The organism is Streptomyces sp. NBC_00019, assembly GCF_045041015.1.
In the GTDB taxonomy this organism is placed as follows: Bacteria; Actinomycetota; Actinomycetes; order Streptomycetales; family Streptomycetaceae; genus Streptomyces.
Genome location: NZ_CP108302.1, coordinates 5,479,656 through 5,503,015, shown reverse-complemented (window position 1 = coordinate 5,503,015; position 23,360 = coordinate 5,479,656). Strand labels below are relative to the sequence as shown.

Sequence of the window (23,360 nt, the reverse complement as noted above, 5' to 3'; positions counted from 1 at the left end):
TTCCGGGGGGTTCGAGATCAGCGTGCGCAGACGCACCCTTACGACCGCCACCGCACTGGCGGTCCTCCTCAGTTCGGCGGCGCTCGCCGCCACGCCCGCCGTCGCCGACACCGTCAGGTCCGTCGCGGTCGACGAGCCGTACGACACCGTCGTGGACGACGTCCACCAGCGGATCTACATCAGCGACCGGTATCTGAACCAGATCGTCGTCACCGACACCACCGGCCGGGTCCTCACCAAGCTCACCGGCCTCCCGCAGGTCCTGGACCTGGAACTGAGCCCGGACTCCGGCACGTTGTACGCCGCGCTCTACGGGGCCGACAAGATCGTCGCGTTCGACACCGCGACGCTCACCCAGACCGCCGAGTACCCGACGGGCGACAAGACGATCCCCTCCCGGCTCGCCTACGCCGACGGCAGGCTGTGGTTCGGCTACGGCGACCAGTGGGACTCCGGGCTCGGCGTCCTCGACCTGACCGCCGAGACCCCGACGGTCACCCTCGATCTGGCGGGCGCCCACGACTTCGCGTCCCCGCCCAAGCTCTACGCCGACCCCGACAACCCGGGCACGCTCCTCGCCCTCGACTCGGGCATCAGTTCCGGCCCGATCGTCGTCTACGACGTCTCCACGGCCACCCCGACGATCCGGGTGACCGAGGACAAGGGCGGCTTCTACAAGGACGCGGCCCTGACCGCGGACGGGCAGAACGTCGTCGTGGCCGGTCCCGGCACCCGGGCACTGACCGAGTACCGGCTCTCCGACCTGTCGGTAGTGCGCACCTACCCCGTCGCCGACCAGCCCGAGACGGTCTCGGTCGCCCCGGACGGCACGGTCGCGGCCACCGTCCTGGACACCGACGACAAGGGCGACACCTACGTCTTCCCGACGGACGCGGCCAAGCCCGCCAGCGTGCGCAACCTGTCGCACGACTGGATGCCGTGGGGCGGTCACTCGACGGCCTGGTCGGCGGACGGCTCCCGGCTGTTCGTGATGACCGACACCTACTACACGACCCAGTTCCACGCGGTCACCGAGCCCCGCAAGTACGTCGGCACCCTGACGGTCAGCGCCCCCGCCACCGCGGAGCGGGCCAAGACCCTCACCGTCACCGGCAAGCTCACCTCCACGCTGGCGCTGCCCGCCGGTACGCCGATCACCGTCACGCGCACCGACCTGGACTCCCCGAACGGCAAGTCGCTGGGCACCAAGACCCTCGGCACGGGCGGCAAGTACTCCTTCACGGACAAGCCGCCGGCCGGCAGCAAGGTCAAGTACACGGTGACGTACGCGGGCGACGCCGAGCACACCGCCGTGTCCGCCTCCGACACCGTCGACGTCTCCCGCGCCAAGACGACCCTGACGCTGAACAACAACGGCAAGGTCTACTCGTACGGCAAGGACGTCAAGTTCACCGCCCACCTCGGTACGACGTACAAGAACCGCAAGGTGGAGATCTGGGCCGACCCGTTCGGCGGGGACAAGGCCAACAAGCTGGTGAAGTCCGGCACGGTCAACTCCAGCGGCAACCTGTCCGTCACCCTCGACCTGAAGCGGGACACCAAGGTCACGGCGAAGTTCCTGGGCGACGCCCGGTACGCGCCGAAGACGGTGTCGAGCACGGTCGGCGCCAAGGTGAAGGTGTCGACGGCCGTCAGCAAGCACTACAAGACGAAGTACACGTGGGGCCACACCTACTACTACTTCAAGAAGTCCAAGAACCCGGTGTTCACGACCACGATGACGGCGTACCCGGGCCGCAAGCAGCGCATGGAGTTCGAGTTCTACTACGACGGCACGTGGTACGACCTCGGCTCGGAGTACTTCGCGCTGGGCTCCGCGGGCATCTCGAAGGTGGAGCTCACCGGTGAGCACGAGACGGGCTACCGGATGCGCGTCCGCTCCTCGTACATCAACTCCTCGTCGGGCGACACCGTGAACTCGACGACGCACGGCGCGTGGAAGTACTTCATCTTCACGAGCTGATCGTCTGAAGGCGGCCCAGCTGCCTGTGCACATGGTCCAGGGCGCCCTCGCGGCGTCCTGGCACCCGCGCCCTCAGGTCGGCCAGCGCGGGCCCGAGTTCCCGGGCCCGCGCCGGGTCGTCGATCCGCCCCCACTGATGGTGGGCCCGGTCGGCGGCGGCCTCCACGGCGGGCGCGTCCGGGGCCTGCCCGGCGGCCAGCCGCGTGGTGGCCACGGACAGCCAGGCCCGGCAGCTGCGCGCCGGGTCCCCGGCGAACATCGCCAGATCCGCCCGGACCTCGCTCCAGTGCAGCGCCTCCTCGGAGGCCGGCCCGTGCGCGCGTACGGCGGTCAGCTCGTGGTGCGCGGCCAGTGAGTCGGCGTCCCCGTGCCGCCGGGCCGCGACGGCGGCCGAGATCAGCACGTGCGGGTCGCCCGCGGTGGGCCCCTGCGCGCTCAGGACAAGCCCCACGCTCTCCTGCGGGGTCCGGGTCAGCGCCTGCTGGTGCAACTGCTCCAGCGGGGGCCGGTGCCCACTGCGCAGGATCGTCGCCACGGCCTTCATGTACGCGGGCGTCGACACCGTGCGCCGGGACGGCGGCGGTGCGATCCGGCCGTAGACGGCGTTGTTGCGGCCCGTGTCCAGGGGGTTGGCCCACAGCCACTCCCAGGTCTCCGGGTCGGCGTGCAGATCGAGGACGAAGGCCGTCGCGCCGGCCGGGCGCAGCCGCAGCTCCTCCCGGAACCAGTGCCAGGGGAAGGCGGTGTAGCGGACCGTCGAGGGGGTGGTGCGGGCCAGCGCGAGGTGGGGCAGGTGCTGGCGGCGGTCCAACTGGAGCTGGCCGGTGAGGAACACGGTGAGCGGGCCGGGGGCCGCCGCGGCGGCCCGCAGCCGCGTCAGCACCGCCTGCGGCTCCAACGGGTCCGCGAGCTCGACCACGTTGGCCGTGTCCGTGCCGGACAGGACGGCGGGCGGTACGGCGGCGAGGACGGGGAGCACGGAGGCCGCGTCGACCAAACACCCCTTGCCCGCCGGTGCGGCGGCCAGCAGCAGCACGGTTCCGGGCATCGGTCCCTCCCCATCCCCCGTCGATCACGTACGGCAGCACCGTAACCGCTGCGGCTGCAAAGGTGGACCTCAGGACTGCAAACGTCCCTTTCCTGACGGACTGCCCACCGGTCGCCGTACCGCGAACACCGTCGTGTCGTCGGCCAGCCGTCCCCCGCAGTGCCGCAGGGTGCCGTCGCGGACGAAGGCGACCAGACGGTGCGGTTCGGCGATGCGCGGATCGGCGGCGACGGCGTCGGTGACCTCGGCGGCGAGCGGGTAGAAGAGGCCGCCGGAGTCACGGGCCTCGGTCACACCGTCCGTCGTCAGCAGCAGGGTCTCACCGGGCGCCAGGGGCACCCGCAGCACCGGGGGCGGGCCGCCGGTGGCGAATTCACCGAGTCCGAGCGGGAGGGCCTCGCCGGGCGGCAGGTGCCGTACGCCGTCGGGGCCGACGACCAGCGGGGGTTCGTGGCCGAAGACGACGGCGTCGACGGCGCCGGTGTCGTCGTCGGGGAAGCCGAGCAGTACCGCCGTGGCGAAGCGGTTTCCGTCGCCGTCGCCGCGGGGGCCGCTGCCGTCGAACCCCCGTCGTCCGCCCGGACGCCGCGGGGCAGGCGGGGGTTCGACGGCAGCGGCCAGTGCCTTGATGTGGCGGCGGTGCCGCACCATCCGTACCTCCAGGCGGCCCGCGACCGTCGTGAGGTCCGCCTCGTGGTACCCGGCCTCGCGGAACGTACCGAGCAGCGCGGCGGCCGCCTCCACCGCGGCGAGGCCCTTGCCCTGGACGTCGCCGACGAGGACCCGGGTGCCGTGCGGACCGGGCTGGATGTCGTAGAAGTCGCCGCCGACCCGGGCCTCGACGTCGGAGGCGAGATAGACCGCCGCGTGCTCCAGGCCGCCCCAGTCCACGGGGAGGGGGCGCAGCACCGTGCGGCGCGTGGTGTCGGCGACGTCCCGCATGTGCAGCATCAGCCGCTCACCGCGCACCCGGACCGCACAGGCCAGCACGGCGAGGACGCCGCCGATGCCGACGAGGATGAAGTCGGGCAGTCCGCTCTGGTACTGGTTCGGGTACGAGGTGTCCGCGAGGAGATAGTTCAGCAGCGCGAGCACGGCGAAGACCGCTGTGCCCCACACCCCGCAGATCGCGGCGGCGATACCGGGCACCAGCACGACCCAGCTGATCATCCGGAACTCGCCGGCCGAGTTGAAGTCGATCACCGTGATGCCGATGAGCATCAGCAGCGGCGGCACCCAGGCGACGCTGCGGCCGCGGATCCGCAGCAGCTCACCGCGGCTGCGGACGTCGCGCTTCATGCCGTTCAGCGAAGCATGGGGTGCCCGGGGCCGCCATCCGGTGCCGAATACCGCGTTCCGCCGACTTGCCAGGGGCTCCTCCCAGGTGTGCTCTGGAATCCGGGGGCGAGAGAGAGGAGTCCTCTCATGGCTCATGCGGCACCCGCGTCCGGCGGAGCGAAGCGATATGGAGGTCCCCCCGGCCGAAGGCCGGCGGAGACCCGCGGAACGCCCGATGTCTTCAGCGAGCGGGTCCACAGGGCGGCGCGGTACGGGATCCCCGTCGTCCTCGGCCTGGTCTATGGCTACTGGGCCGCGGCCAACCGCCGCGGCGGCGGCGAGATCACCGGCTGGAACATCCTGTTCGGCTTCGTGACCGCGCTCGCGTTCATCGTGCTGTGCATCGCGGTGGCGACGTTCGCGCCGCTCCTCAAGCGCGAACTGCACTCTCTGGTGAAGTCCGGCTTCGCGGGCGCCGCGGTCGGTTTCCTGTACAGCCAGACCGGCGAGAGCGTGCTGCGGTCCGCGGTCCTGGGACTGGTGGTCACGGCGAGCGTCTTCGGCGTGTTCTTCTACCGCTACTACACACGCGAGGACGCGGCCGGAAACCGTCTGCGCTGACCCCGGGTGACATGGGCAAAGGGGCCCGGCAGCCGCTGCCGGGCCCCTTCGTCTCCCTCTCTCACCCACCGCCCGGGAACAAGTCCCAGGCGTCCGCCGAGGACCCGGTGGCGCTCCAGCTCCACGAGCCGGAGAAACTCCAGGTTCCGGACCCCGACGCGCTCCATGAGTCGTTCCAGTACGGGTCGTCCCAGTTGCTCCAGGCCCCGTCCTTCCACTCGGGACACGGATCGGCGCAGCTCGGCACCGGGCGACCGCCGGTGTCGACGAAGACGGCGCTGGCCCAGCCCTGGGCGCCTTCGAGCCAGTACCAGTACGGATTGCCGTTGACTCGCTGCCCCTGGACCTTGCAGTCCACGCGGTCCTGGCTCCACGGCGAGAGCTGTGTGACGACGGGCGAGTGAGTGGTGGGCGCGGCTCTCACATTGAGGTCGACGCCGGAGACGATGGTGCCCCAGATCGGACCGCCGGAACCGCCGCCGCCATGCCCGTCGGCGTAAGTCGGCGGGGCGGCTGCTGCCGGGGTGCCCGCTGCCGCGACGGCCAGGGTGCCGCCGGTGAGCAGGGCCGCGGCCAGGGTCCGCAGGGCCGGAGTGGTGCGCATAGATCGGCCTCCTTCTCCTCAGATCCAGGAAACACCCGTTCGGGTGAACCCTCCACCGGAGAGCCCGGCCGGGGGGTGCCGTCATGCGGCCATATGCAGTCACCCCGGTCGCGCACACGCCCCCGGCCCCCTTGCCTGGAACCGTGCGCCCACCCCTCCGCAACGCCGTGTCGGCCGCCCTGATCGCCCTGGCCTGTCTGCTCGTGCCGTTCGGGGTGCTCGCGGCCTGGGCGACCTACGGAAGGAATGCCGAGCTCCCCCGGCTCAGGCATCAACTCACCGACCCCTACGTGCCGTTCGAGGTCGCCGGATTCTGGCTACCCGTCACCGCGCTGGTCCTCGCCGCCGCCGGTATCACGGTCGCCGCGTGCCGCCGCCGCGCGGTCACGGCGACCTCGCTGGGCACTGCGCTGGGCGGCGCGTTCCTGGGCCTCTCGGTGGCGCTCGGCCGCCATCTGACCCTCTCCGACCTGCACAGGGCCCGCCGCCCGGCCGCCGGCGCCATCTACGACGCCCTCACCGCCACCCTGCGCACGGTCTCCTGGCTGCTGGTCGCCCTCGGCCTCACCGCGGCCTGCGCCACCTGGCTCACGGCCGTTTGCGCACGACGCCGGCGAGCGTCCGCAGCGCCCGTTCCAGATCCCGCGGTGCGGCCGACGCGAGCCCGAGCCTGACCGCGTCCGGCGTCCGGTTCGGGTCGACGGCGAAGGCGGGCCCCGGTGTCACGGCGATCCCGAGCGCCGCCGCGGCGGCCGTGAAGGTGTCGGCACGCCACGGCGCGGGCAGCTCCCACCAGGCGTAGTAGACCTGCGGATGAGCCCGTACGACGAACCCGTCGAGCTCCTGGGCGACGAGCCGCTGCCGCTCGGCCGCGTCCGCCCGCTTGGCCTCCACCAGCAGTTGGACGACCCCGGCCCCGACGAGCCGTACGGCCGCCTCCAGCGCGAACCGTCCCGCGCTCCACCCGCCGGAGCGGATCGCGGCGGCCACGGCGTGGCGGCGGTCCCGCGGTACGACGACGAAGCCGACGGTGAGCCCCGGCGCGACCCGCTTGGACAGGCTGTCGACGACGTGGGTGAGACCGGGCGCGTGGGCAGCGAGGGGGTCGGGGGCGTGCGGGTGGAGGAAGGACCAGATGCGGTCCTCGACGACGGGGAGGTTCAGGTCGGCCACGGTGAGCGCGATCTCGCGGCGCCGGTCCCAGCTCATCGTCAGGGACGTGGGGTTGTGCAGCGTCGGCTGGAGGTAGAGCGCGGACAGCGGGGCCGTGCGATGGGCGGCGGCGATGGCCTGCGGCAGCGGTCCGTCCTCGTCCACGGCCAGCGGCACCAGGGTGATGCCCAGCCGCGCGGCGATCTCCTTGACCAGCGGATACGTCAGCGACTCCACTCCCACCCGGCCGCCCGGCCGGACCAGGGAGGCGAGGGTGGCGGCGATGGACTGGCGGGCGTTGCCGGTGAACAGCACCTGGGCCGGGTCGGGGTGCCAGCCGGGGGTCGCGAGGAGTGCGGCCGCCGCCTCGCGTGCCGCCGCGGTGCCGGTGGCGGCGGCCGGGAGGAGCGCCTCGGCGAGGACGTCGGGGCGCAGCAGGGGCTCGAGGACGGGGGCGAGGAGCTCCGACTGGCCCGGCGCGGAAGGGTAGTTGAGCTCCATGTTCACGGGCGCCCGGGTCGCCTGCTCGGTCAGCGCCCGCCCTGCGGGTCCGGCCGGGGCGGCCCGCACGAAGGTGCCGCGCCCGACCTCCCCCACCACCAGCCCCCGCCGGACGAGTTCGCCGTACACCCGCCCCGCCGTCGACCCGGCGATCCCGCGCCGCCGGGCGAACTGCCGTTGCGGCGGCAGTCGTTCACCGGGTTTGAGTCGTCCGGCGGCGATGTCGTCGGCGAGTCGGTCGGCGATGCGCCGGTAGTCGTCCACGGGTCCCCCTCTTGCGCCACTGCTCTTACGTCACTGCTCTTACGTCACTGCTTTGTGCGTTCTCACGATTGCACCGAGGGCAAAGATCTTATTGCACCGAGGAGTTGGGGCGACCTAGGGTCGACGTCATGCCTACAGTCCCTTTGGTCCTGGTCCACGGCCACCCCTTCGACCACACGATGTGGAACCCGCAGCGCGCGGCCTTCTCCGCCGACCGCCAGGTGATCACCCCCGACCTGCGCGGCTACGGCACCTCACCACGAGGCCCCGAGGTCACGCGCTTCGAGCAGTTCGCCCACGACATCCGGGAGCTGCTGGACGAACTGGACGTGCAGGCGTGCGTGCTGGCCGGCCTCTCCATGGGCGGTCAGATCGTCATGGACTGCTACCGCCAGTTCCCCGAACGCGTCCGGGGGCTGGTCCTCGCCGACACGTTCCCGGCGCCGGAGACACCCGAGGGCGTCGAGGTCCGGCACGCGGTGGCGGACCGCCTGCTGCGGGAGGGCATGCGGGGCTACGCCGACGAGGTCCTGGAGAAGATGGTCGCCCCGTACGCGGATGCCGAGGTGAAGGCCCACGTCCACCGCATGATGACGGCCACCTCCCCGCAGGGCGCCGCGGCCGCCCTGCGCGCCCGCGCCGGCCGTCCCGACTACCGCGACCTGCTCACCCGCGTCACGGTCCCCGCCCTGGTCGTCGTGGGCACGGACGACGAGTACACCCCCGTGGCCGACGCGGAGGCGATGCACGCGGCGCTGCCCTCCTCGCAACTGCGGGTGATCGAGGGCGCCGCCCATATGCCGAACCTGGAGCGGCCGACGGAGTTCAACGAGGCGTTGGGGGAGTTTCTGACAAAGGTGGACGCGTCCTCCTAGGCTCCCGCATTTTCTTAGGTATCCGTAGTGATTCGCCATCCGTCGGCGTCGTGCCGTGTGCTCGGCGTCGTTGTCGTATGTGAGTACGTGGATCGAATGCGTGACTCTCCGCGGGGAGTGTCGTTGATCGGATGACAGCATTGCGGACGGGAGGGGGCACGGGTGAGCCGGAAACTGCCGCTTGCCGGGGGCGAGACCACCCGTACCGCCTGTGCCCGTGCCCTGCTGCGTACGGGTGTCGAGGAGAAGACAGGTGAATTCCTGTCCGCCTCGGTGCTGGCGGGGAGGGTGGGCTGGGCTGCCGATCTGGTATCGGGCATGGTCGCCGCGCTGCTGGCCGAGCACTGGAACGTCGCCGATGTGGACGTGCTGGCCGCCGGTGAGGACGCCGGGGGCCGCCCGCTGCCGTCGAATGCCTGGATGGCCCTGCGCCGCCTGGGCTGGAGCGTCGGCCCGCCCAGGGGCATCCGCGTCAATGACCGCATCGTGCGCATCGCCCAGGAGACGGCCGGGCGCACGCTGCGTGCTGCGAAGTGGCGCGCCGACCTCACCACCGCGGTCATCGAGACCTGGCCCGCCGACCCGGCCAAGCGCACCCCGCAGGAGTGGGACCAGGTGCGTGCGGCGGTGCCCGGCGGGGAGTATCTGCCCTCCAGCGCCATCAGGGGCCGTACCCGGCAGATCGCCGCATTCGCCAAGCAGCACGGCCGGGTGCCGGTGAACGTGTTCGAGCTGGAGGCCGCGCCCCAGGTCGCGCGCATGCTGTTGCTGTCCGCCTGTGACGGGCAGCAGGCCACCATCGAACGCGCCGACGAGCCGGGCCGGGCGCTGCTGCGGCTGCAACTGCCCACCCGCCCGGATCCACGGTCCTACAAGGACTGGAGGTGGGTGGCCTGCACGGTCAGCCTGCCACCGACGGTCCCGGCGGGCGCGATGCTGCACCTGCCCACTCTGCGCATCCATCGGGGCACCGTGCGGGCAGACCTTGCCTACACCCACGCCGTTCCGAAGGCGCAGCGGAGCGGACACGCAGTCGCGCTAGGCGTGGACTGGGGCCTCAACACCTTGCTGTCCGCAGGGGCTGCACGGCTGCACGGCGACGGAAAGATCGCGGCCCTCGGCGTGGGGGGCATGTTCCGTGCGGCTGGTGTTCTCGCCAAGCAGCACCGGCTGCGCCGTCTGTCCGAGCATCTGCACGCCAAGGCCGATCATTACCAGCGGCTCATCGGCGAAGACGAGCAGCACACCCTGACGGCCAGGCACCAGGTTCTCGCCGACGAACTCCGGCACGTGTCCGGGCGCCGGTCGAACCTCAACGATGCCCTGGCCCGGGCTGCCGCACGGTGGGCTGTCGATCAGGCTCTTGCCGCCTCGGCGACCGTGATCTACGTCGAAGACCTCCGCTCGATGGAGGCCAGGGGCATGGGCCGCACGATGAACACCCGGCTCTGCCAAGCCGTGCGCGGGCAGATCGTGGACCGCATGCGGCACGTGGCCGCCGAGGCCGGTATCGCCGTGATCACCGTCCCAGCGCGGGGCACCTCCCGGCACTGCCCGCAGTGCCTCGTCCCCCTGCGGCACCGCAAGGCCCCCGACCGGCCCGCCACACCCGGCTGGAAGTGGGCCGTCTGCGCCTCCTGCGGTTGGCAGGGCGACCGCGACCAGGGCGCCTGGCGGCGGATCGCCGCCCGCGGCCTCACCCACCAGGCCAAGACCGTCACCGACCGCACCAGCGGGGCCATGGCCATCCGCACCGTGATCGACAAGCTCGAAGCGGGCGCCGTCATCACCCCCGCGCCCAAGACCCGCCGGACGGACCGGTCCAAGACCGGACCCACCCGGCGCCACCCAGCACGTCCGACGCCCAGGCGACGCCGGACACCCTCCCCCACCAGACCCCCGGGTCCGGCGGGCCAGCGTCCGGAGGGGCACGCTCACACGGACCAAAGACGGCTGCCCCGCGCGGCCCACCGGCACCAGGGCGTGACGACGATCAGCACACCCATCAGCCGACACCGGCCACGAGGAACAGCGCTGGGAGCGGGCTTCCACCTGCACGCCCACGCCACCCCTCCACGATGGGCAGAACCCGAGCCAGACACTACGTCTGCATGGCATCGCCAAGCTGATCAGAGACGCTCGGAGCGGTGAGCAGCCCCGAGGAACGGCCCGCACGACGAGCACGACGGAAGTTCGGCATCCGGATCGCCGCCGTGCTGTTCGTCGTCGTCAGTGTCGTCATGGGGTGCCGGCTCGCCGACGTCGACGGGATCACGCCCGTCCCCCAGCTCCTCGCCTTCCTGCCCTGGCTGGTCGCGCCCACCGCGGTCGGCCTCGCCCTCGTCCTGCTCGCCCGCTGGTGGCCCGGCGTGGTGTGGAGTGTCGTCCTGCTCGGGCTGCTGGCCTGGTTCATCGAGCCGTACGGCAAGAGCGGTGACCCGGGCGGGCCCGTGGTCGCCTCCGTCCGGGTGCTGACCTCGAACGTGGAGTTCGGGCAGGCCACCGACGCGCTGGTCGACGCGGTCCGGCGGGAGAAGCCGGACCTGGTGTTCGTGCAGGAGTGTGAGTACACCTGCGACGCCGAGCTGAAGCGGGCCCTGGGCGGCACCTTTCCGCACCGGCAGGCCGTCGAGGGCGGCGGCTCCGCGGGGTCCGTCATCCTCAGCCGGTTTCCGCTGAGGGCGGCCGCTCCGATCCCCGGCACGATGGGGATGCCCGGGGCCGTCGCCGACGTGCGCGGGCGCGCGGTACGGCTTCAGCTCGCGCATCCGATGCCGCCGCTGCCGGGGCAGGTGGACGTGTGGCGGCGCGAGCTGGGCGCGCTGCGGGACTTCGCGGCGGAGCAGGCGGGTGGGACGACCCTGCTGGCGGGTGACTTCAACGCCTCCCAGGACCATGCCGCCTTCCGCCGCATCCTCGACACCGGGCTGCGCGACGCCGCCCGGCTCGCCGGCGACGACCGCGCACCGAGCTGGCCGGCCCGGACCGCGCCGACCCTCGGGGCGCAGATCGACCACGTCCTGCTGTCCTCGGACTTCTCGGTGGAGACGGCCCGCTTCCTGGATCTGCCCGACACCGACCACCGGGCCCTGCTGGTGAGGATCACGCTGCATGCACGGCGATGATGTGCGGGAGTGACGTGCGGGGACGACGGTGGCTGTGACGCGCGGTCACAGCCACCCCCCGACCTCGTTCGGGCAGACCTGGCTCAGACGCCGATGTCGTCGCCGTCCTTGCGCCACACCGCCACGACCGCCGGGCGCACGATCCGGCCCGGCCCGTCGGGCCAGACGCTCGCCGGGTTCTCCACCGTCGCCCCGCTGATCTCGCCCGGGTGCTGGACGGCGACCAGGACACGGCGGTCCTGGACGATCGGGCCGCAGGTCTCGGCACCGATCGGCATGGTCAGGAACTGCTTGAGCTCACCGCGCCGGTCGCCCTTGGTCGCGACGCCGAAGAGGCCGTCGTGGTAGCCGAGCTGGGCGCCGTCGGTGGAGATCCACAGGTTGCCGTGCGGGTCGAAGGCGACGTTGTCCGGGCAGGAGATGGGGCTGACGCGGTCCTTGGGGAAACCGGCGAAGTAGGTGGCCGGGTCGTTCGGGTCGCCGGCGACGAGGAACAGCAGCCAGGCGAACTTCGTGCTCTCCGGCCGGTTCCAGCGCTCGGTCAGCTCCAGGATCTGCCCGTGCTTGTTGGCATTGCGCGGGTTGGCCTCGTCCGCCGGGGCGTTGCTGCCGACACCGCGGTTGGAGTTGTTGGTGAGGGCGACGTACACCTTGCCGGTGTGCGGGTTCGGCTCGATGTCCTCGGGCCGGTCCATCTTGGTCGCGCCGACCTTGTCACCGGCGAGGCGGGTGAAGACGAACACCTCGTCGGCGCTCATGCCGTCGACGTGCGAGACGGCGCCCTTGGCGGTCGCGGTGGCCAGCGGTATCCACTCGCCGCTGCCGTCGAACTCGCCGTCGGAGGGCAACTTGCCGGTGCCGTCGATCTCGATGGCGGGGGAGTCGCCGGTGAGCTTGGCGACGTAGAGCGTGCCCTCGTCGAGCAGCGAGAGATTGTGCTCGCGGACGGCGCGGCCCGTCCCCCTCTTCATGCGCTTGCTGCTGACGAACTTGTAGAAGTAGTCGAAGCGCTCGTCGTCACCGGAGTAGACGACGGGGCGCCCGTCGTCGGTGAGCCGGATGGTGGCGCCTTCGTGCTTGAAGCGGCCGACGGCGGTGTGCTTGCGGGGCGTGGACGTCGGGTCGTACGGGTCGAACTCGACGACGTATCCGAACCGGTGGACCTCGTTGGGCTCCTGGGCGACGTCGAAGCGCTTGTCGAAGCGTTCCCACTTGCGCTCGGTCGCGCCCGTCCCGATGCCGTACCGCTTGTCGGTGGCCCGGCTGCTGTTGGCGAAGTACTGGTTGAAGTTCTCCTCGCCGTGCAGGCTCGTGCCCCAGGGGGTCGTACCGCCCGAGCAGTTGTTGAGCGTCCCGAGGACCTTCGTTCCCGTCGGGTCGGCGGAGGTCTTCAGGAGGTCGGAGCCGGCGGCCGGGCCGGTGAGCCGGAACTCGGTGGTGGCCGTGACACGACGGTTGAGGGGATGGCGGGGTACGACGGTCAGCTTGCCGGTCTTGCGGCTCTCCTCGACGACGACGGCGGACAGCCCGTGCGCCGCCCAGGCGATCTCGACCTGCTCGCGGGTGGGGTTGGCGGCGTCGTAGCCGCGGAACATGAGCACCTCGTCGGTGTACTCGTGGTTGGCGACGAGAAGCTGCCTGCCGTGGCCCAGCGGGAGCAGGGTCAGGTAGTCGTTGTTGTACCCGAACTGTCCGGCCTGGGCGGCGGCGCTCTGCTTCTCCGGGTCGAAGGCGGGCGCACCGCGCAGGATGGGCTCGCCCCAGCGGACGACGACGTTCTGGGCGTAGCCGTCCGGGACGGTGACCTGGTCGGCGGTGTTGGGCGCGACCGGGGTGAAACGGAGCCCGCGGGCGGCCTTACCGTTGCCGGGCCGGTACGAGGCGGCGGTCGCGTCGGTGCCGGCGTGGGCCTGGGGTGCGGCCGCGACGGTGGCGGACCCGGCGGCTGCGGCGACCGTCACGACGGCGGCGGCCTGCATGATCGACCGCCGGCTGACGGCACCGGCGATGACGTCGCCGACGTACTCGTTGGCGCTGGTGTTGGGCGCCTCGTGGAAGCAGGCGTTGCCACACCGGTACAGACAGGTCAGGGCGGAGCGGCCGCCCGGGTGCTCATCGGACGACGACGTTCTGATCAACGGCAGCAGTTTGCGCATTTTGTGTTCCCCTTGCTTCCCCATGGAATCCCCTTGAATCCGCGTCACGGACGCTAGGAGCCCGTTTGTGCGGCAGCGGGGACTCTCGGTGAACTGCCGGTGAATCCGAGGCAGCGGTAAGGGAGTTGGCGGCCCGGGGGAGGATGGGACCGGCCTGTGGCCGGTTGGCGGTCTTGACGGAGGCAGGGTCCTGTGTCCGCCCCTCCCCAAGATCACCATCCGAGGCCGCTAACCTTACGTGTCCGTCCTGGCCAGGGATTTACGGGCATCAACTCATGCGAAGGGTTGCGCACATGGGCATTCTCACTCTCCTGCGGAACGCGTTCGGCCGGTCACGCAAGGGGCGTAGCGCCGAGGCAGAGGGTGCGGAAGGGACAAAGCCGACGGTGCCCTCCCCGTCACCCGAGCCCTCGACCTCGACTCCGGCCTCGGCCTCGGTCCAGGTCCAGGTCCCGGAGCAGCGTCCGTCGACGTCGGCGTCCCTGTCGACGAAGGACGAGCACGATCTGGTGTCGGCGGCGTTCGACAGCGTGGTGGTACCGAAGCCGGCCGGTCCGGCGGAGGAACGGGATCCTGCGGCGGGCTCGACGGAGACCGCGCCGGTGATCGCCGAGGAGGCGACACCGGGGGCGACCGAGGAGGCTGCGGCGGAGACCGCCGTGGCGGCGGAGCCGACGCCGGTCACCGAGGAGCCTGCGGCGGAGCCGACGCCGGCGCCCGCCGAGGAGGCTGCGGCGGAGACCGCCGTGGCGGAGCAGGTCGAGGAGGAGGCGAAGGCCGAGGAGCCGACGCCGGTCGCCGAGGAGGCTGCGCCGGTCGAGGAGTCCGCGCCGGTGGCCGAGGAGACCGCCGTGGACGAGACGGCTGCCGAACCCGTCACGGAAGAGGCGCCGACGGCCGAGGAGCCCGCCGCGGCAGCCGAGCCCGAGCCGGTCGTGGAAACCGCCCCGGAGCCGGTCGCGGAGACCCAGCCGGAGCCCGCCGCCGAAGCCGCCCCCGAGCCCGAGCCGGAGCCTGTGGTCGAGGAGTCCGCGCCGGAGGCGGCCGCAGAGGCCGTCGCGGAGGAGCCGACGACGGCCGAGGAGCCCGTCGCGGTCGCCGAGACCGAGCCGGAGGCCACCCCCGAGCCCAAGACGGTCGTCGAGGAAACCTCGCCGGAGGCGGTCTCTGACGAGGCCGCCGCCGAGGCTCCTGTCGCGGACGAGTCCGCCCCGGAAGCAGCTGCGGAAACGGCGCCCGTGCCGGAGCCCGCTGTGGCGGCCGAGGCCGACGCTGCCGTGGACACCGAGACCACTGAGCCCGCCGTAGAGGCGGAGCCGGTCGCGGTGACTGCCGCCGAGGTCGCCCCCGAGCCGGCGGCAGAGCCCGAGCCGCAGCCGGCCGTCGAGGAACCCACCACCCCCGAACCGATCGCCGCGGCCGCCGAAGGCGAAGCCGAGGCGACGGTCGCCCACGACGCCGCCGCCCTCGCCCTCGCCAAGGCCGGCCTCACCACCGCCCGCGCCAGGACCTACCTCGTCCTGGACCGCTCCGCGAGCATGCGCTCGTACTACAAGGACGGCTCCGCCCAGGCGCTCGCCGACCAGACGCTCGCGCTCGCCACCCAGCTCACCCCGGACGCCGAAGCCGGCACCCCCGCCGTCCACGTCGTCTTCTTCTCCACCGAGGTCGACGGCACCACCGACCTCACCCCCGCCTCCCCGAAGGACGCGATCGACGAGGCGCACGCCGGCCTCGGCCGCATGGGCCGCACCAGCTACCACGCCGCCGTGGAAGCCGTACTCGCCCACTACGACAAGAACACTCCCGACGCGAAGACCCCCGCCCTGGTCGTCTTCCAGACCGACGGCGCCCCCGACGCGAAGACCCCCGCCACCCAGGCCCTGACCGACGCCGCGAAGACCCACCCCTCGGTGTTCTTCTCCTTCGTCGCGTTCGGCGAGCACGAGAACAAGGCGTTCGACTACCTCCGCAAGCTGAAGACCGACAACACGGCCTTCTTCCACGCGGGCCCGACCCCCAAGGAGCTCACGGACGCGGAGCTCTACGACGGCGTACTGATCGACTGGCGTCCGTAGTCACCGAAGATCGACACACCCCGGGCCGCCCGCTTTCCACCCCTCAATACGGAAAGCGGGCGGCCCACCCATGTCGGATAGGATTTCTTGGTTCGCAAAGCACCGAGAATTCCGACCTGGGAGCAGCCCCCGATGGCTCGACACCTCATCACCAGCGCCCTTCCGTACATCAACGGGATCAAGCACCTGGGCAACATGGTGGGGTCCATGCTCCCGGCGGACGTGTACTCCCGGTACCTCCGCCAGCGCGGCCACGACGTCCTCTACATCTGCGCCACCGACGAGCACGGCACCCCCGCCGAGCTCGCCGCGAAGGAGGCGGGGCTCAGCGTCGCCGAGTTCTGCGCCCAGGCGCACGACGCCCAGAAGGCGGTCTACGACGGCTTCGCGCTGGACTTCGACTACTTCGGCCGCAGCTCCAGCGAGCAGAACGTCGAGATCACCCAGCACTTCGCACGCCGCCTCAACGAGAACGGCTTCATCGAGGAGCGGGCGATCCGCCAGGTGTACTCCCCCACCGACGGCCGCTTCCTCCCGGACCGCTACGTCGAGGGCACCTGCCCCCACTGCGGCTACGACAAGGCCCGCGGCGACCAGTGCGAGAACTGCACCCGCGTCCTGGACCCCACGGACCTGATCAACCCGCGCTCGGCGATCTCCGGCTCCACGGACCTGGAGGTCCGTGAGACCAAGCACCTCTTCCTCCTCCAGTCGAAGCTCCAGCACGAGGTCGAGGAGTGGGTCTCCCGTCACGAGGACGAGTGGCCCCAGCTGGCCTCCTCCATCGCCCGCAAGTGGCTGACCGAGGGCCTGCACGACCGTGCGATCACCCGTGACCTCGACTGGGGCGTCCCGGTCCCGGCGGACACGTGGCCGGAGCTGGCGGCCGAGGGCAAGGTCTTCTACGTCTGGTTCGACGCCCCGATCGAGTACATCGGCGCGACGAAGGAGTGGTCGGACCTGGACCCGGAGAACCGGGACTGGAAGTCCTGGTGGTACGAGGCCGACGACACGGTCCGCTACACCGAGTTCATGGCGAAGGACAACGTCCCCTTCCACACGGTGATGTTCCCGGCGACGGAGCTCGGCGTCCGGGAGCCGTGGAAGAAGGTCGACTACGTCAAGGCCTTCAACTGGCTGACGTACTACGGCGGAAAGTTCTCCACGAGCCAGCGGCGAGGCGTCTTCACCGACCAGGCCCTGGACATCCTCCCGGCCGACTACTGGCGCTACTTCCTGATCGCCAACGCTCCCGAGTCCGACGACTCGTCGTTCACCTGGGAGCACTTCACCGCCACGGTGAACAAGGACCTCGCCGACACCCTCGGCAACTTCGTCAACCGCGTCCTGTCCTTCTCCAAGAAGCGCTTCGGCGAGGAGGTCCCCGCGGGCGGCGAGCCGGGCGCGGCGGAGACGAAGCTGGGCGAGCAGATCGCCGAACTCCTCGCGGAGTACGAGTCCCAGCTGGAGGCCCTCCAGTTCCGCAAGGCCGCGGCCGCCCTCCGCGCCCTGTGGTCGGCCGGCAACTCCTACCTGGAGGAGAAGGCCCCCTGGCTGGAGATCAAGACCGACCAGGAAGCCGCCGCCCTCACCCTGCGCACGGCGATGAACCTGATCCACCTCTACGCGGTGGTCTCGGAACCCTTCATCCCGGCCACCTCGGCGGCCATGCGCCAGGCCTTCGCCCTCAAGAACGACACGGCGACCTGGATCAGCCCGGAAGCCGCCCGCTCCCTCACCGCCGTCCCGGTCGGCACCCCCTTCACCGTCCCCCCGGTCCTCTTCGCCAAGCTCACGGACGAGGACCTTGAGACGTACAAGGAGCGCTTCGGCGGCGAGCCGGCCGCGTTGTAAGCCCCGCACAACACGAAGGGCCCGGGACCACACGTCCCGGGCCCTTGCCCTTGCCCTACTTCAGGACGCCCGCGCCCGTGGTCGTCCCCAGCGACGTCGGCAGGTTCTTCGCCGACGACTCCAGGCCCGCCGTCAGGGTCGGGGTCCAGTTCACCGTCGTCTTCAGGTCCTTCGACGACGCCGCGTTGTACGCCGCCACCAGGTCCGTGACCGTGCCGTTCACCAGGTTGCCCGAGCCCTTGACGGAGCCGGTGCCGTCGCCGCTGAGGAGCTTGGCGACCTTCACCGACGACGGGACCTTCCAGTAGTTGTTCTCGGCGACGACCTGGGCCTTGGCGCGGGAGTTGATGCTGTACTGCACCGCGTAGCCGTTCCGGGGGGTCACGTCGTAGTAGTTGTTGTAGATGTGGACCTGGCCCACGCGGGACAGCGGGGCGCGCTGGGTGATGCCCTTGTAGACGTTGTGGTGGATCGAGACACGCAGCTTGCCCGCGGGCTCGCTGTCGCTGCTGCCGATCAGCGTCGTCTTGTCGTGGTTGGTGAACTGGTTGCGGGAAACCGTCACGAGGTCGGAGCTCTTGGTGATGTCCAGCGCGCCGTCGTGGATCTGGTACTCGCGGCCGTAGTACTTCGGGTTCGCCGAGTCCAGGTGCGGCGCGTCCGTGAACGTGTTGTGGTCCGCCCAGACGTGGGTCGCGCCGCGCAGGGTCACCGAGTCGTAGTTGGAGTTCCAGTTGCCGTCGTCACCGTCGGTCGGGTCCCACTGCGGGAAGCAGTCCTCGGTGGCGGCGAAGGCGAGGTTGCGGACGATGACGTTGTCCACGTTCTGGATCTGGAGCATGCCGCCGGTGATCCCGGCGTTGGTGCCGGGGACTCCGACGATGGTGGTGTTCGCCGGCGCCTTGAAGACGATGTTCTTCGCCTGCTTCGACTGGGCCGCGGCCCGGGCCTTCTCCTGGGTGCCGGAGGGGAGCTTGGAGCGGCCGTACGTCGACGGGTCGTACGCCTTCAGGTAGGCGGAGAGCGAGTAGCCCGTGCCCGACGCGTAGTCCGCGCAGGTCAGCTTCTTGCCCGCGTCGTCGGTGTTGGCGTTGATCGTGCCCTTGACCTTGATGATCCGGGGTGTGGTGTCGGAGGCCGAGCCCAGCGCCTTGACCAGCTGGGCACGGGTGGAGACCGTGAAGGTGTGCGCGGCGTCGGCCTTCGAGCCGCCGGTCGTGCCCGTCCCCGAGGAGGCCCAGCCGTCCTTGGCGGCGAGGGTCTCGTGGTACAGGTCGACGGTCCAGGCGTTCGCGTTCAGCACCAGCGCGCCCGCGCCGACACCGGCCGCCACCACGGCGGCGGAGACGACGAGGGTGTGGCGCTTACGGAGAGACCGGCGGTGTGCAGGAGCAGCCACGGATGAGTCCTTACGTACTTGGGGGGTAGTTCCGACTCTTCTGTGGTCATGGAGATCCAAAAGGTTGCCGTAAAACTTTCGTCTCATCGGTGATCAACTGATGGATGGGGGGCGGAACTTGCCAGAGAAGCTACGTATGGTTTGCGCCATGGCAGTACCTGGGATCATCCCGATCGCCTACGAGCCGCACGGCCGTACCGAGGCCATCGGGCTATACGCGGACGGGCAGTTCCTCGGGTCGGTCTCGTACGCCTTCCCCAAGGGGTTCCGGCTCGACAGCGGCTGGGAGCAGCACAAGCGTCTCTACGCCGTGCTGCACACCTTCGACGCGCAGGGCAACTACCGCGACTCGCAGGTCTGGTGCGCCGGCACCTGGGCGGAGCAGCAACGCGACGGCTCGGTGCTCGGACGGGCGCGGGCCCACCTCGCCACGCTGTTGCGGAGTCTGCCCCGGCGCACGTACACCGACATCGCCGTACGGCCCTTCCAGCTCATCGTCGACGGTGTCCTGTTCGGTCTGGTCACCGGGGAGGACGAGGACGAGCTCTGGGCCGAGCTGTACCCGGACAATCTGGGCTTCGGGCCGCCCTGGGACGGCAGTTACGACACCTGATCTAGGCAGACGCCCCCACAAGGCGCTATACATGCCGAAGATCACTAGTGGGGGGTTTCATCCATGGCACTTTTCGGCAACGCGCACACCATCGATCCGGCCCAGGCGGCATCGGACTTCGCCAAGCTGCTGGGCGCCGGTGAGGGCGTGCAGGCGGCGTACCAGCTGGTGCGCGACGTCATCATGTTCACCGACCGCCGGCTGATCCTGGTCGACAAGCAGGGCATCACCGGCAAGAAGGTCGAGTACCACTCGATCCCGTACCGCAGCATCACGCACTTCGCGGTGGAGACGGCCGGCACCTTCGACCTCGACGCCGAGCTGAAGATCTGGGTCTCCGGCAACTCCGTGCCGATCCAGAAGACCTTCACCAAGGGCGTGGACATCTACGAGGTGCAGGCGATCCTCACCCAGTACGTCGCGCGCTAGCCCTATCTGCGGGGGCCGCCCCCGAAGCCTCCTTCGGGGGCGTCGCCCGCCGTCACCGTGGCGATCTCGTCGGCCCCGTCGAGATCGCCCGCCGCGTACATCCCGCCGCTCTCCTCGCCCGAGGCCTTGCCGCCCGACCAGATCCGGTACTCCGAGCCGCTCTTGAGGGCCGCCGACGAGTAGACGACGTTCTGGATCGCCTTCGAGGTGACGTACGAGGCGACCACCTTGCCGTCCGAGTCGACGACGTGCAGGGTCGTCCCCGCCTCCACCGTCGAGTCGAGCGTCACCGACAGCCACCCCTGCCCGGACTCCTCGTCCGGCGCCACGGCCATTCCCGCGCTGCCCGCGGCGAGCAGCACTCCGCCGCTGACGGTGAAGCTGCCGTTGACGTCGAGCGCCCCGTTGCCGCCCGTCTCGGGGCCGTTGACCACGAGCGTGCCGCCGGTGATCTCGGCGGTGCCGTTGGAGTCGAAGCCGTCGCCGTCCGCGTCGATGACGAGGGTGCCGCCGGTGACCTTCAGGCTGTAGTCGCCCACGGACTCGCCGCCGCCACCGCCTCCGGGGCCACCGCCACCCGGACCGCCGCCCTGGTCGTCTCCTTGGTCGTCGGAACTCGTCGTGCTTCCCGACGCGTTGACCCCGTCGTCGCCCGAGGTGACCTTCGTCGAGCCGCCCGCGACGGTGATGTCCTTGCCCTCAAGGCCCTCGTTCGACCGCGTGATCTCGACCGCGCCCTCGCTGATGACCAGGTCGCCCTCGGCGTGCACCCCGTCGTCCCCGGCCGCGACGGTCACCTTCGCCCCGTCCAGGTGCACGGCCGCGTCGCTGTGCAGCCCGTCGGCGGAGGCGTCGATCTCGACGGTGCCCTTCTCCAGGACCGTGATCACGCCGGACTTCAGTCCGTGCGCGGAGGAGTCGTCGGTCGCCTTCGCGGTGACGTCGAGCGTGCCGCCGGTGACGACCAGGTCGGTGGCCGCGTCGACGCCGTCGCCCGCGGCGGTCACCTGGACCGTTCCTGCCGAGAGGGAGATGTAACCCTCCTTCGTGTCCTCGGTGTTGTCGGACTTCAGCCCGTCGCCCTGGGCGCTCACCTTCACCGAGCCGCCCTTCACGACGAGGTAGTCCTTGCCGCGTACGCCGTCGTCGGCGGCCTCGACCGTGATCGTGCCGGACGCGATGACCAGGCCGTCCTTGCTCACGATCCCGTCGTTGCCGTTCCCGTGCACGGTGAGCGAGCCCTCGCCGCCGACGGTGAGGTCCCCGGCGCTGAAAAGAGCGGCGTTCGCATCCGCGTCCTCCTCGTAGGAGTCGGCGTCGGAGAGGGTGTTCTCACTGCCGTCGGCCAGGACGACCACCAGCTCCTCGACCTCCGTCGCCGCGATCGCCGCACCCGAGGAACTGGAGATGTCGACCCCGTCGAGAATCAACGTCACCTTCTGGTCAGGGGCGTTCACCAGCACCTGCCCGTCGGAGAGCTTGCCGCTGAGCCGATACGTCCCGCCCTCGGTGAGCGTGACGCTCTTCCCGCCGAGCGTGACGTCCTCGGCACCCGAGGTGCTGAGGTCCCCGTCGTGGGCCTCCTTGTCGGCGGCGAGAACGGCGGCGGCCTTCTGAGCGCCCTCGACGGAGGCAGCGGCCGAGGACGAGCTCCCAGCGGCCTCCTCCTCCGACTCCGAGGACGACGAGCACCCGGCCAGCGCGGCGGCGCCGAGCACGGCGGACACCACGGCACCCATGGCCTTAGTACGGACGGACGTCGTACGGATTCTCATGCGGAACTCCTGTCTGGGCGGTCCGGGCGAGGTACGGCGCGACACCGCGCCCGATATGCGGCTCCGCCGTGTGGGAGCGACCGGCCCCCACCGGCCCACGGCGCGGTCACCGCTGTCCCGGCGGAGCGCTTCGCACGGTCGGAAAGTGGCGGCGCAGCACGGGCAGCCACCGGTGGGCGGGCAGTTCGGGGCGGAGGGCGGCGAGGCCCGTGCCGTACTTCGACACCGGGAGAGGACGGTGGCGCAGGGACCACAGCAGACGGTCGGCACCGGAGCCGGCCCGGCCGGCCTTGGTCTCGACGATCGCGCGGTCGGGGGTGCGCAGTTCGGCCGTGCCGTCCGGGAGGGACCAGGTCAGACCGGTGTCCACGGTGAGGCGGCTGTCGGTGGCGGGGAGGTGGAGGGTGGTGCGGCGGTACGCCGTGGTCAGGGTGGGTACGAGTCGGAGGTGCCGGATGTCGATGCCGGCGCCGGCGAGCACGTCGTCGGCGTAGGCGCGGGCCTCGGGGGACAGCCGGTGCGGATCACCGTCGTACGGCATGCGGTCCTTGACCGTGATGCCGCGCGGGCCGCGCGTCTTGACCTCGACGAAGCGCTCCCCGGAGGCCAGGTAGGTGCGGATGCGCAGCTTGAAGCGGCGTCTGCGCTGCCGGGCGGCGCCGAGGTAGCCGTCCAGGCCCGGGGTGTCGAAGTACAGGGACCGGTAGCCGAACCGCCGCTCGCCGTCGATCTCCAGGACCCGTACGTCCTCGCCCAGCCCGCCGAACAGGATCGGCAGGTCGGCCGGCGGCAGGACGTACTTGCGGTCGAGGCGGGTCAGCAGCGGAGGGAGTTCGTCGAGACCGACGGGGCGCAGGAGCCGTACGGCCGTGTGGACGGATTCGGGCGCGGTCACGCCCGGATGTCCTGTTCGGCGGGGACACCGGCCTCCTGCGGGACCGGGGTGCCGGAGACGATGTAGCGGACCTCGACCTGGGTGGTGTCGTTGACGAGGTCGACGCTCCTCACCGTCAGGTTGACCACCCGGCCGCCGAGCAGGACCTCGAGGTGGGCGCGCAGGGCGTCGTCGTCGGTGTAGGCGGAGTCCAGGCGCAGGCTGCGCTGGCGGTGGCGGGGGAAGAGGCGGGGGTGGTCGGCGACGTACATCACGGCGACGATCAGGGCCGTCATCGCGGCGGTCAGCGGGTTGGCCTCGGCGGGGAGGCCGCCGAGCAGGCCGATGGCCAGGGCGGAGAAGTAGTACGCGATCTCGTGCTGGGCGATCTCGTACGACCGCAGCCGGATGATCGACAGCACGCCGAACAGGCCCATCCCCAGCCCGATGCCCACGGACGCCGAGCTCAGGGTCATCGCCACGGCGAGCACCCCGACGTTGACACCGAGGAAGGAGGCGACGAGGTCGCGGCGGTGGTGGCGCGGGAAGTAGACGCCGAAGACGAGCACCGAGACTGCGGCGAGGTCGGAGGCGACAAGAACCAGCTGGTGAACGGCTGTTGACGTCATGGGAGAACATTCGGGGAACAGCCTGTGAGGCCCCTTTGAGAAGCGTTAAGCGACTTTAAGAAGTCTTGGCAATGTCCGGCCGCTCGGGGGCCGGCGGCCAC

The 23,360-nt window shown here is 71.0% G+C and carries 19 protein-coding genes; 10 read left to right on the top strand and 9 right to left on the bottom strand.

What is annotated here, in order from left to right; translation table 11 throughout:
- Nucleotides 1–22: 22 nt before the first annotated feature.
- The gene (locus tag OHU89_RS25880) at nt 23–1,984 is read left to right on the top strand and encodes a YncE family protein (protein WP_405646192.1); all 1,962 of its coding nucleotides are present in this window, start codon (nt 23–25) and stop codon (nt 1,982–1,984) included.
- Here OHU89_RS25880 and OHU89_RS25875 read toward each other — a convergent pair.
- Both OHU89_RS25875 and OHU89_RS25870 read right to left on the bottom strand, forming a co-directional pair.
- Complete coding sequence (locus OHU89_RS25875; protein ID WP_405646190.1) at nt 1,974–3,032, bottom strand: hypothetical protein; 1,059 nt, start codon at nt 3,030–3,032, stop codon at nt 1,974–1,976. The genes OHU89_RS25880 and OHU89_RS25875 overlap by 11 nt on opposite strands.
- A gap of 69 nt (nt 3,033–3,101) precedes the next feature.
- Nucleotides 3,102–4,331, bottom strand: coding sequence for a PP2C family protein-serine/threonine phosphatase (locus tag OHU89_RS25870; protein WP_405646188.1), 1,230 nt, complete (start codon nt 4,329–4,331; stop codon nt 3,102–3,104).
- A 126-nt stretch (nt 4,332–4,457) separates the two neighbouring features.
- On the opposite strand from OHU89_RS25870, the gene OHU89_RS25865 reads away from it, so the two are divergent.
- Nucleotides 4,458–4,931 carry a hypothetical protein gene (locus tag OHU89_RS25865; RefSeq protein WP_405646186.1) on the top strand — a complete coding sequence of 158 codons (474 nt, stop codon included), beginning with the start codon at nt 4,458–4,460 and terminating at the stop codon, nt 4,929–4,931.
- Between the two features lie 61 nt (nt 4,932–4,992).
- Here the strand turns inward: OHU89_RS25865 and OHU89_RS25860 are convergent, their stop codons facing one another.
- The gene (locus tag OHU89_RS25860; protein ID WP_405646184.1) at nt 4,993–5,535 is read right to left on the bottom strand and encodes an SH3 domain-containing protein; all 543 of its coding nucleotides are present in this window, start codon (nt 5,533–5,535) and stop codon (nt 4,993–4,995) included.
- 143 nt (nt 5,536–5,678) lie between these two features.
- Here OHU89_RS25860 and OHU89_RS25855 point away from each other — a divergent pair, with 143 nt between their 5' ends.
- On the top strand, nt 5,679–6,209 hold the full coding sequence (locus OHU89_RS25855) for a hypothetical protein (protein ID WP_405646182.1): 531 nt from the start codon (nt 5,679–5,681) through the stop codon (nt 6,207–6,209).
- Here OHU89_RS25855 and OHU89_RS25850 read toward each other — a convergent pair.
- Nucleotides 6,124–7,452 (bottom strand): PLP-dependent aminotransferase family protein, encoded by a 1,329-nt coding sequence (locus tag OHU89_RS25850; protein WP_405646180.1) that lies wholly within the window; start codon nt 7,450–7,452, stop codon nt 6,124–6,126. The two genes, OHU89_RS25855 and OHU89_RS25850, sit on opposite strands and share 86 nt — an antisense overlap.
- 128 nt (nt 7,453–7,580) lie before the next feature.
- On the opposite strand from OHU89_RS25850, the gene OHU89_RS25845 reads away from it, so the two are divergent.
- The 3 genes from OHU89_RS25845 to OHU89_RS25835 all read left to right on the top strand — a co-directional run bounded on the left by OHU89_RS25845 (nt 7,581) and on the right by OHU89_RS25835 (nt 11,452).
- Nucleotides 7,581–8,327 carry an alpha/beta fold hydrolase gene (locus OHU89_RS25845; RefSeq protein WP_405646179.1) on the top strand — a complete coding sequence of 249 codons (747 nt, stop codon included), beginning with the start codon at nt 7,581–7,583 and terminating at the stop codon, nt 8,325–8,327.
- A 162-nt stretch (nt 8,328–8,489) separates the two neighbouring features.
- Entirely contained in the window at nt 8,490–10,478 is a 1,989-nt protein-coding gene (locus OHU89_RS25840) for a zinc ribbon domain-containing protein (RefSeq protein WP_405646177.1), read from the top strand.
- A complete protein-coding gene (locus OHU89_RS25835; protein WP_405646175.1) occupies nt 10,475–11,452 on the top strand; it encodes an endonuclease/exonuclease/phosphatase family protein in 978 nt (325 codons plus the stop codon). The genes OHU89_RS25840 and OHU89_RS25835 overlap by 4 nt, the downstream gene beginning before the upstream one ends.
- An 83-nt stretch (nt 11,453–11,535) precedes the next feature.
- On the opposite strand, the gene OHU89_RS25830 is transcribed toward OHU89_RS25835, so the two are convergent.
- Entirely contained in the window at nt 11,536–13,608 is a 2,073-nt protein-coding gene (locus OHU89_RS25830; RefSeq protein WP_405654656.1) for a PhoX family protein, read from the bottom strand.
- 386 nt (nt 13,609–13,994) lie between these two features.
- Here OHU89_RS25830 and OHU89_RS25825 point away from each other — a divergent pair, with 386 nt between their 5' ends.
- Both OHU89_RS25825 and metG read left to right on the top strand, forming a co-directional pair.
- Nucleotides 13,995–15,686, top strand: a complete 1,692-nt coding sequence (locus OHU89_RS25825) for a VWA domain-containing protein (protein WP_405646174.1) — start codon at nt 13,995–13,997, stop codon at nt 15,684–15,686.
- A gap of 132 nt (nt 15,687–15,818) precedes the next feature.
- The gene (gene metG, locus OHU89_RS25820) at nt 15,819–17,540 is read left to right on the top strand and encodes a methionine--tRNA ligase (RefSeq protein WP_405646172.1); all 1,722 of its coding nucleotides are present in this window, start codon (nt 15,819–15,821) and stop codon (nt 17,538–17,540) included.
- A 55-nt stretch (nt 17,541–17,595) separates the two neighbouring features.
- Here the strand turns inward: metG and OHU89_RS25815 are convergent, their stop codons facing one another.
- Complete coding sequence (locus OHU89_RS25815) at nt 17,596–18,939, bottom strand: polysaccharide lyase family 1 protein (RefSeq protein WP_405646170.1); 1,344 nt, start codon at nt 18,937–18,939, stop codon at nt 17,596–17,598.
- Nucleotides 18,940–19,087: 148 nt separating this feature from the next.
- Between OHU89_RS25815 and OHU89_RS25810 the strand changes: the two genes are divergently transcribed.
- Entirely contained in the window at nt 19,088–19,552 is a 465-nt protein-coding gene (locus OHU89_RS25810) for a hypothetical protein (protein ID WP_405646169.1), read from the top strand.
- A gap of 63 nt (nt 19,553–19,615) precedes the next feature.
- Entirely contained in the window at nt 19,616–19,981 is a 366-nt protein-coding gene (locus OHU89_RS25805; protein WP_046261125.1) for a PH domain-containing protein, read from the top strand.
- A 2-nt stretch (nt 19,982–19,983) separates the two neighbouring features.
- Here the strand turns inward: OHU89_RS25805 and OHU89_RS25800 are convergent, their stop codons facing one another.
- The 3 genes from OHU89_RS25800 to OHU89_RS25790 all read right to left on the bottom strand — a co-directional run bounded on the left by OHU89_RS25800 (nt 19,984) and on the right by OHU89_RS25790 (nt 23,259).
- Nucleotides 19,984–21,756: a carbohydrate-binding domain-containing protein gene (locus tag OHU89_RS25800; protein ID WP_405646167.1), complete on the bottom strand. Its 1,773-nt coding sequence runs from the start codon at nt 21,754–21,756 to the stop codon at nt 19,984–19,986.
- Nucleotides 21,757–21,862: 106 nt separating this feature from the next.
- A complete protein-coding gene (locus OHU89_RS25795) occupies nt 21,863–22,651 on the bottom strand; it encodes a polyphosphate polymerase domain-containing protein (RefSeq protein ID WP_405646166.1) in 789 nt (262 codons plus the stop codon).
- Nucleotides 22,648–23,259 (bottom strand): DUF4956 domain-containing protein, encoded by a 612-nt coding sequence (locus tag OHU89_RS25790; RefSeq protein WP_266889894.1) that lies wholly within the window; start codon nt 23,257–23,259, stop codon nt 22,648–22,650. The genes OHU89_RS25795 and OHU89_RS25790 overlap by 4 nt, the downstream gene beginning before the upstream one ends.
- Nucleotides 23,260–23,360: the final 101 nt, after the last annotated feature.

Coding starts and splice junctions, on each gene's coding strand:
- OHU89_RS25860 (WP_405646184.1), bottom strand. CDS start 5,535: ATGCGCACCACTCCGGCCCTGCGGACCCTGGCCGCGGCCCTGCTCACC.
- OHU89_RS25845 (WP_405646179.1), top strand. CDS start 7,581: ATGCCTACAGTCCCTTTGGTCCTGGTCCACGGCCACCCCTTCGACCAC.
- OHU89_RS25870 (WP_405646188.1), bottom strand. CDS start 4,331: ATGAAGCGCGACGTCCGCAGCCGCGGTGAGCTGCTGCGGATCCGCGGC.
- OHU89_RS25830 (WP_405654656.1), bottom strand. CDS start 13,608: ATGCGCAAACTGCTGCCGTTGATCAGAACGTCGTCGTCCGATGAGCAC.
- OHU89_RS25865 (WP_405646186.1), top strand. CDS start 4,458: ATGGCTCATGCGGCACCCGCGTCCGGCGGAGCGAAGCGATATGGAGGT.
- OHU89_RS25800 (WP_405646167.1), bottom strand. CDS start 21,756: ATGAGAATCCGTACGACGTCCGTCCGTACTAAGGCCATGGGTGCCGTG.
- OHU89_RS25790 (WP_266889894.1), bottom strand. CDS start 23,259: ATGACGTCAACAGCCGTTCACCAGCTGGTTCTTGTCGCCTCCGACCTC.
- OHU89_RS25810 (WP_405646169.1), top strand. CDS start 19,088: ATGGCAGTACCTGGGATCATCCCGATCGCCTACGAGCCGCACGGCCGT.
- OHU89_RS25805 (WP_046261125.1), top strand. CDS start 19,616: ATGGCACTTTTCGGCAACGCGCACACCATCGATCCGGCCCAGGCGGCA.
- metG (WP_405646172.1), top strand. CDS start 15,819: ATGGCTCGACACCTCATCACCAGCGCCCTTCCGTACATCAACGGGATC.
- OHU89_RS25875 (WP_405646190.1), bottom strand. CDS start 3,032: ATGCCCGGAACCGTGCTGCTGCTGGCCGCCGCACCGGCGGGCAAGGGG.